10 protein-coding genes and 1 pseudogene are annotated in these 14,369 nt (G+C 44.2%); 6 read left to right on the top strand and 5 right to left on the bottom strand.

Annotation, left to right across the window (positions count from 1 at the left end):
• Positions 1 to 85: 85 nt before the first annotated feature.
• A complete protein-coding gene (locus CH376_RS04185; RefSeq protein ID WP_100786771.1) occupies positions 86 to 3,403 on the top strand; it encodes an efflux RND transporter permease subunit in 3,318 nt (1,105 codons plus the stop codon).
• A gap of 28 nt (positions 3,404 to 3,431) precedes the next feature.
• On the opposite strand, the gene CH376_RS04180 is transcribed toward CH376_RS04185, so the two are convergent.
• Positions 3,432 to 4,325, bottom strand: a complete 894-nt coding sequence (locus CH376_RS04180) for an LA_0442/LA_0875 N-terminal domain-containing protein (protein WP_100786772.1) — start codon at positions 4,323 to 4,325, stop codon at positions 3,432 to 3,434.
• 534 nt (positions 4,326 to 4,859) lie between these two features.
• Here CH376_RS04180 and CH376_RS24785 point away from each other — a divergent pair.
• The 3 genes and pseudogenes from CH376_RS24785 to CH376_RS04170 form a co-directional block, all read left to right on the top strand.
• A pseudogene (locus CH376_RS24785) lies at positions 4,860 to 6,092 on the top strand (PAS domain-containing protein); the annotation flags it as partial.
• 42 nt (positions 6,093 to 6,134) lie between these two features.
• Positions 6,135 to 7,298 (top strand): sensor histidine kinase, encoded by a 1,164-nt coding sequence (locus CH376_RS24780; protein ID WP_338063568.1) that lies wholly within the window; start codon positions 6,135 to 6,137, stop codon positions 7,296 to 7,298.
• Positions 7,299 to 7,425: 127 nt separating this feature from the next.
• On the top strand, positions 7,426 to 8,226 hold the full coding sequence (locus CH376_RS04170) for an enoyl-CoA hydratase/isomerase family protein (protein ID WP_100786774.1): 801 nt from the start codon (positions 7,426 to 7,428) through the stop codon (positions 8,224 to 8,226).
• Positions 8,227 to 8,596: 370 nt separating this feature from the next.
• On the opposite strand, the gene CH376_RS04165 is transcribed toward CH376_RS04170, so the two are convergent.
• The 4 genes from CH376_RS04165 to CH376_RS04150 form a co-directional block, all read right to left on the bottom strand.
• Positions 8,597 to 8,995 carry a DUF3052 family protein gene (locus tag CH376_RS04165; protein ID WP_100786775.1) on the bottom strand — a complete coding sequence of 133 codons (399 nt, stop codon included), beginning with the start codon at positions 8,993 to 8,995 and terminating at the stop codon, positions 8,597 to 8,599.
• A 2-nt stretch (positions 8,996 to 8,997) separates the two neighbouring features.
• Complete coding sequence (locus CH376_RS04160; protein WP_100786776.1) at positions 8,998 to 9,504, bottom strand: LIC10604 family protein; 507 nt, start codon at positions 9,502 to 9,504, stop codon at positions 8,998 to 9,000.
• A 56-nt stretch (positions 9,505 to 9,560) separates the two neighbouring features.
• Positions 9,561 to 10,037, bottom strand: coding sequence for a MarR family winged helix-turn-helix transcriptional regulator (locus CH376_RS04155; protein WP_100786777.1), 477 nt, complete (start codon positions 10,035 to 10,037; stop codon positions 9,561 to 9,563).
• Between the two features lie 420 nt (positions 10,038 to 10,457).
• Entirely contained in the window at positions 10,458 to 12,797 is a 2,340-nt protein-coding gene (locus CH376_RS04150; RefSeq protein WP_100786778.1) for a sulfatase, read from the bottom strand.
• A gap of 126 nt (positions 12,798 to 12,923) precedes the next feature.
• On the opposite strand from CH376_RS04150, the gene CH376_RS04145 reads away from it, so the two are divergent.
• Complete coding sequence (locus CH376_RS04145; RefSeq protein ID WP_243394784.1) at positions 12,924 to 13,799, top strand: alpha/beta hydrolase; 876 nt, start codon at positions 12,924 to 12,926, stop codon at positions 13,797 to 13,799.
• 116 nt (positions 13,800 to 13,915) lie between these two features.
• A complete protein-coding gene (locus CH376_RS04140) occupies positions 13,916 to 14,368 on the top strand; it encodes an FAS1-like dehydratase domain-containing protein (RefSeq protein WP_100786780.1) in 453 nt (150 codons plus the stop codon).
• Position 14,369 lies beyond the last annotated feature (1 nt).

Genomic DNA, 14,369 nt, shown 5'->3' with positions numbered 1-14,369 from the left:
ATTCTAAAATTTCTTCACGGATATTTGATAGTGATTTCCTTTTTTGGAAGCAAGTCGCTCTCTGGCAGATACACTGAGGTAATCCATGAATATCGCCCAGCTTTCGATCAAACGACCTATTTTTATTTCGAGTATCGTTCTTCTTATGCTCCTCACGGGCTGGGTGGCTTTGGGAAGAATGGGGGTCGATCTCTTTCCCGATGTAAACATTCCCGTAGTCTCCGTGACTACCATTTATCCGGGAGCCGGCCCGGAAGAAATCGAAGAGCTCGTTTCTAAACCGATGGAAGAAGAACTCTCCTCCATTTCCGGTCTTAAAAAAATCTCCTCACGAAATCAAGAAGGCGTCTCCGTCGTTTTCGGAGAATTCACTCTTGATACGGATATCAAATACGCCGAACAACAATTCCGCGATAAAGTCGGCCTCGTAAAACCGAAACTTCCTACTGGAATCAAAGAACCCAAAGTGGTTCGTTTCGATCCAGCGGATCAACCGATCATTCGTCTTGCGGTTTTTGCGGAACTGGATCAGGCGAAACTCTACGACTTAGCAAAAGAAACCATCAAAGCCAGATTGGAACAAGTACAAGGCGTTGGTTCCGTAAAGATCGTTGGCGGGACCAGAAGAGAAATTCAGATCGAACTCGATCGGAACAAACTCAGTTCTTATCAGATGCCGATGGTGGTCATCGCAAACCGCCTCAAAAGCGCCGGATTGAACGTTCCCGTCGGAAAGTTTGAAACCGGTTCCAAAGAAACTTCCTACCGAACTTTAGGAAGATACGAATCTCTTTCTCAAATCGAAAATACGATCGTTTCCTTCGGCGGGGAAGTCGGTAACGCAGTCCTGATCAAACAATTGGGAACCGTTCGCGACGGAACCGAAGACGAAGAAACCATCGGTTATCTCTGGGCTTCCAAAGAGGATGAAAGCGGAGAAAAAGTTTCCTTCTTCGCGAAGATCGGCAACTTATTCAAAGGAAAAAAAGAAGTCGCTGAAATTCCGAAAGAGACGAAACCGGCGCTTTTCATCGACGTCTACAAACAATCCGGCGGTAACACGGTTGCGGTCGCCGACGAAGTTCTCAAAAGAATCGGGAAACTCAACGACGGAATCAAGGACATGGAAGGAAAGCCGAAGATTCGGCTGATCCGCGACGGTTCCAAGTGGATTCGTTACAACGTGGAAGACGTGACCGAAGCGATCGTTATCGGTATGCTTCTCGCCGTGATTACGGTTTACTTTTTCTTAGGAAACTTCCGCTCCACTGTGATCACGGGGCTCGCACTTCCGAACTCGATGCTCGGCGCTTTTGTTCTTATGTGGGTCATGGGTTTTACGATCAACGTTATGACACTCTTGGCCTTATCCCTGGCGGTGGGATTGCTCGTCGACGATGCGATCGTAGTTCGTGAAAACATCTTCCGAAAGCTGGAAGAAGGAAAGGGAGTTTTAGAAGCGGCTGAAACGGGAACCACCGAAGTTACGTTAGCCGTAATCGGAACTTCTCTCACCGTGATCGCCGTATTCTTACCCGTCGGGTTTCTTTCCGGAATCGTAGGACAATTTTTCAAACAGTTCGGATTGACCGTCGTATTCGCGATGTTGATCTCTCTGTTTGACGGTCTCGCCGTGGCTCCGATGCTTTCCGCATATTTCGCTGGAAAGATCGATCACGACGCAAAGAAAAACAAAGCCGTAGAAGCCTTCGACAAGTTTCAAACCTGGTTGGAAAAACAATACGGAAGAATCATGCGAGTCGCCCTGAAAAGACCGGGCCTTGTTCTTTTGGGCGCACTCGGAATTTTCATTCTTTCCATTTTCTCTTTGAAGTTCGTTAAGAGTACGTTCTTACCTGCGAACGATCAGGGCGAATTCTTAGTTACCTTGGATCTCCCGCCCGGAACCAGTCTTCAAGGAACCAAACAAGTCGCGGATCAGGTTCTCGACGTGCTCAAAAAAATTCCCGAAATGGATATGATCGCGGTTACGATCGGAAAACCGGACGGAGGAGAACCGAACGCGGCGACTCTCGCGGTTGCATTGGTAAATTCTAAAAAACGAAAACGCACCACGACTCAAGTCAAAGACGATATTCGGGAAATTCTCAAAACCTTTACTTACGCGAGACCGGCCGTTTCCGATTACAGCGCGGTCGGAGGCGGAATTCAATATCCGTTCCAGCTTGTGATCAAGGGCGAGAACCTGGCGGAGATGGAGGTTTATTCCAAAAAGGTCGTCGCGAGATTGAAATCGATTTCCGATCTTGCCGACTTGGATACCGATTATAGAGCCGGTAAACCGGAATATCAGATTCATTTGGATAACATGAGAATGCAGTTGGTCGGGGTTCTTCCGGGCGTCGCCGGATCCGAACTTCGTTATCAAATCGCAGGAGACGAAGTCAGCAAATACTACGACAAAGGGATCGAATACGAAGTCAAGATGAGGCTACAGCCGAATCAGAGAAACTTGAGAATGGCCTACGGACAAACGAAAGTTCCGAACATTGCCAACAAGTTGATTCCTCTCGCGGCGATCAGTTCCGGAAAGGAAACCGCAGGTCCGTCTCGTATCAATCGTATCGACCGCGCAAGAACGATCGTAGTCAACGCAAACCTCGCTCCGGGAGGAGCCGTGCAGGATGCAACTCGGATGGCGGATGAAATTCTTAAAAAAGAACTACCTCCGCCTCCCGGAATTCGATACAACTTCCAAGGACAGTCCGAAGACTTTAAGGAGTTATTGGCGAATATCGTTTTGGCCTTCGGATTGGCGCTGGTATTTATTTATCTCGTACTTGCGTCCTTGTACGAATCTTTCATCACACCGGTGACGATTCTTTTCGCGATTCCGCCGGCGATTTCGGGAGCGTTCTTCGCGCTTGCTCTTACGAACGAAATGCTCAACCTTTTCTCGATGATCGGATTGATTCTCCTCATGGGTCTTGTTGCGAAAAACTCGATCCTTCTCGTGGACTATGCGATGCAGGCGATGAGAGACGAAGGATTGTCCAGAAACGAAGCGATTTACCAAGCCGGACTTGTCCGACTCAGGCCGATCTTGATGACTTCTCTCGCGATGATTATGGGAACCGTTCCGATCGCGTTGGGTTTTGGAGAAGCGGCAAAATCGAGAACCGCTATGGGAATCGCGATCATCGGAGGATTGATTCTTTCGACGGTGGTAACTCTCGTAGTCGTGCCTTCGATTTTCGGATTTATCGATCGTTTCAGAGAATGGATCGAATCCAAATTCCGTCCCGACTACGACATGAACGCGTCCTTGGTTCATCCGGCGTCGCATCCTTCCAACGGTCAGATGGCTTATGAAAAAGAATTACTCCTCGCGCAGGAAGAATCTTTTGCAAAGAAGGCCGTTTCTAAAAAACCGAAAAAATAACATTCAAAAAATAGAATGGAGAATCCGCTCAAAAACGGATTCTCCATCTCAGTTCCCAGCGGCTCAAACCGTTACCGGGAATGGCCGACTGCGGCAGCATGGGAACGTTGTTTCTTTCCGGAACGTCCGGAGCGGCCGGGGTCGTAGGAGATTGAGAAGAATCCGGCGTCACGTTGATTTCGATCGATTCTTTTTTTTCTTCCGGAACCTTTGCAAAAAAATTCCAAGGTCTTCCAAACAACCAAGCGTCGATTAGATTGAACGTGTAGATCGTCAAAAAAAGCACGAAAGCGGAAGAAGCCTGCATCCCCGCTTGAAACCTTCGGTTTCGAATCTCGTTCGCGTTTAAAAAAGCCCCCGCGATCAATCCGGAATCTCCGCTGATACCGGATAACGCGGAAAGTTGGTTCGCGTCGTTCAATTCCTTCGTTTCCTTTTTATACTTCGAGTCCGCTTGAAACCAATAGAGAAAAGTAAGTCCCGCGGAGATCGAGAAAAAATATCCCCTTTCCAAATCCTGTCTATGAAATTGTCCCCAGCCCGGAAGAACCGCGCTTCTCCAAAGAGAAGATTTTGCGAGTTCGTGATTTTTTTGAGATTCTTCTTTTTTTAAGGATTCCTGAGTTTCTTTTTCAGAAAGGGATTTTTTCAGAAAATCGATCTCGCCGATCATTCTGTCTTTTTCTCTCAGTTGATTCCGAACATAAATTTCCTCGTCTTCGTTAAACGAAATTCGAGAAACCTTTTTCTTTTCTATTTCCCAAGTTTCTTTCTCGTTTGAAACAGTGACCTTATCCATATCCTGATTGAGCACTTTCACAAAAATGACTCGGCCGTCTTTGAAATAGATAATATCCGCAAACAGGGAAATATTCAAAAATAAGAATATAATGAGAATCCAATAAATTTTATTTTTCCACATAACGGTTCAATACGCTTTATAAAAAATTCAATCGAATGGAGCCGAAAACGTCCTCAAGTTCGAATCGATTGCATACAAAATCGATTTAGAAAAAGAATTCGGTCAATTGGATTTTAAAGAATTCCCGTGATTTAAGAGGCAAAATCGACGAGGAATCGTGTTCCTTTGATCTTTTACGCGTATTTTTTAAGCAACTTCCTAGAGAATTTGAGTCTGGATCGAATCCGCACGCGTTAAAATCAAAACAACCGTCTGAAATGTCTTCACCGATTTATCCGGTGAAACTACACGATGTCCGAGAATATAAACTGAAAGATATAACTTCTTCCCGCGATCGGAATACGTCGATCGCACGAAAGGATTTACGGATCAAATTTAAAACCTTATAAAATCCAAGGAAAGAATTTCGAACTTCAAAATGAAAGATACGATGCAACGATCCGATCTAGAACATAAGGATCACGATCTCAAAAACAAGATGTCAAGTATGACAAAGACGTCGATATATATGTTATTTTTAGAAATCACATTTTCGTGTTAGAATATAAATCCATTAGACAGAGCAAAACTTCTTCGTCCAATGAAAGAGCACTTTCGAAAGGTAAGGGATTTAAAAAATTGAGTCCGAAACATCCAGGTATCGTAGGGAACGCATATTCTCCCGAATCATCGGAGATATTAGATCATCTTCCGTTATTGATCTGTAAGTTTCTTCCCGATACGACTCTGACTTATATCAATCAAACCTGTTGTGACGTTTTTGGAAAAACGAAACAACAACTCTATGCGGTGCAATGGATTCACTTTCTTCCGGAACCGATCAGAAATAAAATTTATGAAATTCTAAAAAACGTAAAAAACACCTTAGAACCCGAATCTCATTCTTATAAAATAAAAAATGCGGACGGAATCTTCTTAAACGTCGAATGGAAGATTTATCCGGTCATCGATATTCATAATCAATTTCAGGGATTTCTCGGAGTTGGAACCGATAAGACGAAAGAAGTAAGCGCCGAATCGAGCATAAGGGAAAAAGAGGATCTTTTAAAAAAAGTATTAGGAACCATCGATGATTTGATTTGGTCCGCGGACGCCCAAAAAAACGTTCCTCTTTTCGTAAGTGAAGCCGCTCGAAAAATCTACGGAGTTGATCCGCAAGAATTTTCAAAAGATCACGAGCTCTGGGCAAAAATGGCTCATCCGGAAGATCAACATATAATCCAGCGCAAACTTCAGGAGTTAAACTCCGGAAATCCGTTCGTGGAAGTGGAATATCGAGTAATCAAAAAGGACGGAGAAATCATACATATCTGCGATCGTTCTTGGGTCGTTTCCGACGAAGAAGGAAAACCGGAACGATTCGAGGGGATCACGAGGGACATCACCCGCGAAAAAGAGCTGCAAGCTGAAATGGACAAAATCCGCTCCACGATCCATTCGATCATCGAAAATACGAACGATCCGATCTGGTCTTTGGATAAAAACTATCGACTCACTTATTTTAACGATGCGATGCGAAGACGTTATGAAAAACTTTCGGGACTCGAAATTCAAACGGGAATGAGTCTGGAAGAAATCGCGCCCAACCCGGAACTCAAAAAACTATTCACAAAATTATTCGAAAGGGCGTTCAAGAACGAACGTTTCGTCCACGATCAGGATATCGAAGGAAGAATTTTGGAATTATCCTTCAACCCGATCGTTAAGGAGGACGAAATCACAGGAGTCGCCGTATTCTGCAAAGACATAACGGAAAGAATGGCGATGGCGGAAATGCTTTCGCGATCGGAAGCCAATCTAAGAATTTTGATCGAGAATACGAAAGATTCCATCCTTTCCGTAGATAGAAATTACAGAATTCTAGTGATGAATCAGACATTCTATGATTCTATAAAAAATAGATACGATCTCGATCTAAAAGCGGGAGAGAATATCATAGAACAATTCGGCGTCGAAGTGCACGACTATTGGAAACAAATCTATGATGAAACATTTTCGGGCAATTCCGTACTCAAAGAACTGGAAGTAAACTGGCCGAACGGAGTTTCCAACCATTATGAAATTCTAACGTATCCAATTCTAAGCAACGCGGCTTTTTCAAATCGCAGAATTTCAAAGAACGAAACCCCGCGAACGGCGGAGTTTTTAAACGAAGAACTTCCGTTCGAGAAAGAAACGGTTTTCGGAGCCACTGTTTATATAAGAGACATCACCGAAAGAAAAATCCATGAACAAAAAACGATCAATCGTATCAAAAGTAAAGACCGACTGTTAGCTGCGGCGGCTCACGACCTAAAAAATCCTATCAGTGGAATTCTGAACCTAACCGAAATGATGAAAGATCAGGCTACCGATCAGAACAATATCGAATTATTGAATATGATGCTTCGCGCAGGAAGCAAATCTCTGAATATCATACAAGAGCTTCTGCAGATAGCGGAAATGGAAAGCGAAAACTACCGGCTGAAATTAGAAACTATAAATCTCAATCATCTCATAGAAACTCTGATCAGACAAAACACGACCGAAGCCGAAAAAAACAAAATCAAATTGTATGCAAACCTCGGGACAAATCCTATTCACGTTCAGGTAGAATCTCTTAAATTTCAAAGAGTATTGGAGAATCTAATTTCAAATTCCTTAAAGTTCACGGAGGAAGGCGGAGAGATTACGATACGTTCCTCTGCAAAAAGAAAAAAAGCGATCATCGAAGTGGAAGATTCGGGAATCGGAATTCCGGAAGGTTTACAACCGATGATCTTTGAACAGTTTACGAGAGCCAAAAGGCAAGGACTCAAAGGGGAAGAAACCACCGGCTTGGGAATGTCGATCGCAAAGGTGATCGTGGAACTGCATAAGGGAAAGATCGGAATGGAGAGTAAGGAAGGAGTCGGAACAAAATTCGTCATAGAACTCCCTCTCAATCCGAAGAGCGAAAAGATCCGATCGACAAAGAAGCCGCCTCGAAGTTAATGGTTCTGATTCCAAATCAATTAATTCACCATTCTCGAAAATAAAGTTTGATCCAAAACTATCAAAACCGAATTTTGGAATGAGATAGAATTATAAAAAAGTTTAGAATGAACCAAAGAGGTCTCTTATGAAATTAGCGAAGGAAATCATTACTGCGAAAGATTCTAAGATTGGAGTTTTGAAATTAGTCCCCGATGGTCCGATGACTCTCACCCTTGCTCTCATGCAGGAGTTGGATTCGATCTTAAGAGAATTCACATTGGATCAGGATATCAGGGCCGGAATTATCGCCGGACCGGACGGCGATTTTTGCGTGGGCCTGGATCCGGACGCAATTCTAAACTCCAATCCGGATGAGATCGGAAAGATAATGGCGGGAGTGTTCGAGATGTTCGCTTCCTTGATCAGCTTTCCAAAACCGTTGATTTCCGAAGTCGGAGGAAACGCGGTAGGAGGCGGCGCGATCATCGCTTATACATGCGACTATCGTTATATGGTGGACGGAAAAGGAAGAATCGGATTCGCAGAACCGCTGGTCGGACTTCCGCTTTCCTCCTCTCTGGTGATCCGAATGAGACAAACTATGTTGCCTTCCGCGGCGGCAGAGGCGGCTTTGGAAGGAGCCCTCTACAAACCGGCGGAAGCCGTGCAGAACGGATTGTTAACCGACATTGGTGCTTCCTTGGAAGAACTGAGAAAAAAATCCCTGAGCAAAATAAACGTTCTCAATCGAGTTCCTGCCTCGGCGACTCAAGAAACCAAAAAGTCTCTCAACCGGGAGGCATACGAAGCAGCGAAGGCCGCTCCGAAACAACTCGCGAATCTTTTCAAAGAACAACCTAGCATGGTAAAAAATCTCATGGAAGCGATGAAAGCCAACAAAGAGAGAAGAAGGCCCGTTCTGACTCACGAAACAAACTATCAATAGACGAGAACATTTTTTCTGGCGGTTCCCGCGCTGACGCGCGGGACCGGGCTCGTTCCGGATTCGTCGCAAGCGACTCATCCCGCGAAATATTACCCTCAAAATCAAAACTCCCGAAAACGCGGGACGCTCGCGTCCTCCACATCCCTACCGCTCCGACCCATAGGGAGGAGTGGTGCTGAGTTCAACGAACTTCGTGAGTGACCGCTCCGACCAATTGAGTGACCCGTAGGGAACGAAATTCTGAGTTCAGGGAGGAGTGGTGCTTTAGTTCAACGAACTTCGTGAGTGACCGCTCCGACCAATTGAGTGACCCGTAGGGAACGAAATTCTGAATAGCAGAGGACCACAGACGAACGCTCTTTAAAAAATATTAAACTTTCCTTTTATAGAATTTAAGGCCGGACCAGATGTCGGAAACGGCGCAGACTTTGACGTCGACGATTCCTAATTTTAAACCCAATTCTCGAACTACGTTTTCATTTAAATCCGTAGGAACTTTCGAAGAGCCTTTCGGCCACGAAATCCAAATCATTCCCTTGTCGGCGAGATGATCCACGAGTTTTGGGAAGTGCTTTTGAAGCTCCTTGGACTCTTTCGTAAATACGTGCAGATAATCTAAAAAACCTTTGAGTGAATTTGAAATGTCCACTTCGGATAAGTAACTATCAAGATCCGATCTTACGTCCTCGGGAAGGTCCTTGAAATAAACCTTCATACCCGGTTTTAAACCCAGCTTATCTCCTAACTGCTTCCCCGAATATCCTGCCATGATTATTTACTCTTCCTCTGAATTTCCTTCTCCATAAATTCCAGATAGGATTGAATGGTCGCGGTGTGGCCGAAAACGTATTTCGAAAAGAATCGAAAGACCGGAGAAAAGACCTTTCCGTTTTCGGTGATTTTAAGTTTGGTTCCGTTTGAAACGGAACTTAATTCGAAAGTCCAGGAACCGCCGAAAGGTTTGTCTTCGTCCATGATTTTAGATTCGACGAGTTCGTTCCTTCGATCCTGGATAAAAGAGTACGTCATCACGTCGTTGTGAGAATCCGTTTCTTTCCAGGATGACGAAGCAATCTCCTCGATTTTTTTCAGATTCGGTCTCCAAGAAGGATAGTCCTTATAATTGCGGATGAGCGAATAGATACGATCCGGAGAGGTCGCGAACACCCGCTCCAGAGAAGATGAATGTTCAACCGGTAAACTCGCCCCGATTCCGTAGACGCCTACGATCAAAAGAACCAAAAAACCTAAAAAGTATATAAGAATCGTATAAATCATAATTTTATTCTCCCAAACATTCAAATAACGATATATTCTATTTTTATTTTAATCTTTCACTTTCTTTTGGACCAAGATCGAGAAAGACTTTTGTTTTTCATTTCCAATTCGGCGGCAAAAGCGAGCAGTCCCAATCCTTTTACGGCCGCCTCCTGCTCTTCCTTGCTCAGTCTTTTGAGCAGATTTTTGACCAGACCAGGATCCAATACGGACTTTTTGCTTTTGATCTTCTCTCCGGATTTTGTTAAACGAATGAGCGTCCCTCTTCCGTCTTTCGGATTTTTCTCTTTTACGATATAACCCATAATCTCCAGACGGGAAACCGTGATCGACATCGTGGAAGGAGTTACGCCCATGTGGAGGGCCAGGTCGAATAAACTAACCGGCTCGTCTCCGTCCAGATGATCCAAAATACTCGCCTGATTAGCGGTTAGAATCTGCTTTGTCTTCGGGTCCTCGACGTGCCTCGTATGACAGGCGAAAAAAATCCGAGGATAGAATTCCAGAATCTGACTTACCAAATCCGACGGCATAAAACCCAAAAAGATGCATTTAATTTGATTAGTCAAATCAAATTATTAAAACAGTCCTGTGTTTTGTATAAATCACGCCTCGAATCTTAAAAGAACCCCAAAAAAACATTGAAGGCCTTCGTAATAAAAACGCAGGAGTTCCCACAAGCTATGTCTTATAAGAATTTGCAGACTTTCAATCGGACTTGCCGCTGTTCGATTCCTATGGGAGTTCCTACATTTTAAAAATCTTTGGAATGGATTTAGACAAATCCGCCGAAAAACCTGAAATCAAAAACGAACGAAAACGGATTTATAAGAGATGAGCGCACTTAATCCTGATTCGAAAACGTCGAGATAAAAACATAACTATATTCTAATATTCCATCCGTCACATTGTTCTTATCAGAACGGAAAATTTTCAGAAGCACTTCTCCGCTATCACTGATGGATATAACCCCAGCTTTCCAAAATTTTACGGACTTCTTGCCCCATCGCCGCTTCTTCCGCTGATTCTCTTCCACCGGAAAACCCGGTATGATAATATAAAAAAGGTATCGTGGAAGAAGAATAACGATAGGGAACTTTTCCCAAAGAGACGTTGTCCGGATCCGCGACAAGAATCGCATCCGCGACGTCGGATCGAATCCCCCATTTTCCGACTCGATATTGTTCGACCTTCCCGTCCTTCACGATCTGAAGCCGAAAGATCGGAGAAACGTCTACGGTTCGAATCGAAAGGGTCTGTTCAAAACGATTGGATTCTTTCGGAAGTAAAAGATTCAAATTTTTAGAATCTTCGTTTATCGTTTTGAAAGCTCCGGTGAAATCGAACCGGTAAATTCCGCCCTTTGAAAAAAAACGGATTTCACGTTCACAATCTTTTTCGCATTTGGGAAGCCGAAGACTGAAAACGTTTTTGTCGAGTTGATTCTCCTTTAAAATTCTACGCGCTTCGTTTAACAAAGGAAGATTCGTCTCCGCGATGTTGCTGAGTTCTTTCGGATCCGATTTTATATCGTACAGTTCCTCCGGCATTTTATGCGGGATCCCCTCTCTGGTTCTTCGAACCGTATCGTAACCGGGATATCTTCGAAGATATTTGAAGTTCGGAGTCTGAATCGATTCCGAATACCGTCCTTCCGTATAAATGACCGGTTCCGACTCCGGCCCGTCTTTTCCGAAAATCGAATTCGAGTAGTCGTTCCCTTTGAGTCTTTCTTTTTCGTACTCGATTCCGTTCAGCCCGAGTAAGGTTGGCATCAAGGATAGAAGAGAAACTTGCTTGGAAAATTCTTTCTTTCGAATTTGATTCCGAAAATCCTTAGGTGGATGAATGATCCAAGGAACTCGAATCTCCTTTTCGTAATGGGTTTCTCCGTGAGCGTAAACCGTTTCGGTGATAAAATGGTGATGATAATAATGCGATTTCTCCAGCATTTCGCCGTGATCGCTCGTGACGACGATCCAGGAATTTTCAAACAATCCCTGTTTTTTTAATTCGTTAAAAATTCTTCCGAGGAGCGCGTCCGTATAACGGACTTCTCCCAAATACTTTTGCTGATATTCGTCGAGTCCTTTCCATAAGACGGGATCGGATTGACCCTTTAATTCTTGAAAGAAGCGCGCAGGAGGCCGGTATCCCCAGTGCGGAGTGTTCAGATTCAAATGTAAAAAGAAAAGATCGTTTTTATGATCCCGAAAAAAAGTCTCCGTCCTGGAAACCAACTCCTCCGTATCCAAAGTATCTTTTCCGACTTGTTGTATTTTATGAAATCCTAAGTCGACTCCGACAGAAGTGTAGTCCATTAGAAAAACGTTATTCATTATACTTTCGGTGAAGTACCCCTTTTCCCGAAACGCGTTCGGAAGGGTGATCGGTTTTTTGGAATAGAAAATTTTTCTCTGTTGACTCGAAGTATAAAACCAGGCGTTCCCCAAACCTAAGTTAGACGCCACTTCGGAAGTAAAAAAGGAAAGCATCGAGGGTTTTGTCCAATTCCCGTTGGAGATCGTATTTTTAAACACGATGGAATCCTTTGATAAAGAATCCAAAACGGGGGTCGTCGGAAACGGAGACCCGCCGGATGACAAAGCATCCTGACGCAGCGCGTCTATCACGATCAAGATCACGTTTTTTTTCTCGGTTCTCTTCTTTTCCAAAACGACGGGAGAGCCCAAAAACAAAGCCGAACCGTTTTTAGAATCCCACTTGATTCTAAAATTAGAATGTCGGTTTAAATTTTTCGATCCCAAGGGAATGGAAAACTTTTTCCATTCTTCTCCTTGATTCTTAAAATCATGAGAATAAATTTCGTTCTCTTCCGAGGTGATCCGCAATTCTCCCGAACCGGCTTCTCCCGGCGCTTTCGATAAGATCGTTGCGTAGAATTGAAACAGAGGTTCGCTCGAATCGGAGAAACCTTTGTTCGTCAGAGAACATTCTTCTCCGGAAGGGATAAACAAAGAATCCTGGGATTCGTTGATAAAAAGAGCTTCGTCTACGTAAAGGGTCAGCTGAACGTTCTTCCAGCGATCTTTCGGTTTTAGACCGGAATATCTTCCTGGATTCTTCTTCCAATGGAAACGGAATTTTTCTATTTCGCGATTCGTATCCCCTGAACAATCGATGTCGGCGCTTTTTAAAAGTCTAGTAAGATCTTCTTTGACTACGTTCTTTTCGGTTTCTTGAATCGGATTACAATTCAATAGAAACGCGAGCAGAAGAATCGAACGATTCCAGCCCGCTTTGCTATCGAAGAACGTTCGGTATGAGAACATGAATCCAGGAAAATCGTTTCCTTCCTATCGACAACTGAAAAGAACCCGGTTGGAATCGTGAATTTTTAACAAATGAAATTTTTTTCTCTTTCCAAAGGACCGTTTCCCTTTATAACACGTTTCGCTATGTCATGGAGTAATTCTTACAATCTACAGGACGATACTTTCGCGGGAAGCGGGGGATCGAAAATTTTTTACCGTACCTATCAGCCCAAGGAAGGGAGAAAGGGGAATCGGGTTCTCGTGGTTCAACACGGAATCGGAGAACACAGCGGTCGTTACGAATTCTTAGTCGAAGCGCTCGCCGGAACGGGCACCGTTCTTTATCTGCTCGATTCCCGCGGACACGGACGATCCGACGGAAAGAGAGGCGCGATCGATTCTTTTTCGGATTTTCTTTCCGACTTAGACAAGCTCATCGCGATCGCTAAGGAAAAAGAAAAGGTTTCCAAGGTCACTCTTTTGGGACATTCCATGGGAGCCGCGATCGTAACTCTTTACGCGGAGGAAGGAACCAACCAAGGAAATCTCAACGCACTGATCGTTTCCGCGCTTCCGATTCGTGCAAAAATGGATATCAGCTTAAAAATCAAAAAGGGAATCGCGCCTTTCATTTCCGAAATTCTGCCGAACCTTACTTTGCCTACCGGCTTAGACGTGAACGCGCTCAGCCGCGACCGAGCCGTTGTGGAAGCCTATAAGAAAGACCCTTTGGTTCACGGCATGGCCTCGAGCTATCTCGGGAATATGCTTCTCAATTCGGAAGCTCCGATTCTGGGAAACGCGGGAAAAATCAAAGTACCGATTTATATCTTTCACGGCAAAGAGGATGCGATCGCCATTTATACCGGAAGCGAAGCCTTCTTCGAAGTGGTAGGTTCTTCCGATAAGACTTTGAAAATCTACGACGGTCTTTATCACGAAACTATGAACGAGCGTTTAGAAGATAGAACCAAGGTTCTTTCCGATCTCAAAAATTGGTTCGAGTCTCACAATAATTGACAGACAGAACGTTTGTTCTGTTTTTTCCTAAAAAAATCATCGACCGGATTCTTCTTCTCTGGTAACATTGAATCCGGTCGAAAGCCCTTTTTAAAAACAATTCTCAGGAACTTTATATGTCAGTAAAAGGAATATCCAAAGACCTGATCGGAACCAAACTGGATCGCTACGAATTCGACGTAGAAAAAGGAAAGATCCGCGAGTTCTGTCAGGCAATCGGGGAAACCAACCCGATCCATTTTGATTTAGAAGCCGCTAAGAAGGCCGGATACGAAGACATCCCCGCGCCGCCCACGTTTGCAACCGTAATCCAATTTTGGGGTTATCCCAAAATTTGGCAGGACATGGAGAACATGGGAGTGGACACGTCCCGGATTCTTCACCTCAAAGAAAAATATACCTATCTCAAACCCATTCTTCCAGGACGAGTTTCGTCTCAAGGCGAATGCACGAACGTTACCGTCGGAAAGATGGATACGATGACTTTCAAAACTACGATTCGAAACGCAAAAGGCGAATCGCTCGTAGAAGCGGAAATGTCTATTTTCATCAGAAAACCGGAGGCTTGAT

The organism is Leptospira adleri (assembly GCF_002811985.1).
Taxonomy (GTDB): domain Bacteria; phylum Spirochaetota; class Leptospiria; order Leptospirales; family Leptospiraceae; genus Leptospira; species Leptospira adleri.
The sequence above is the reverse complement of the archived record's forward strand: the minus strand, read 5'-3'. Positions and strand labels throughout refer to the sequence as shown.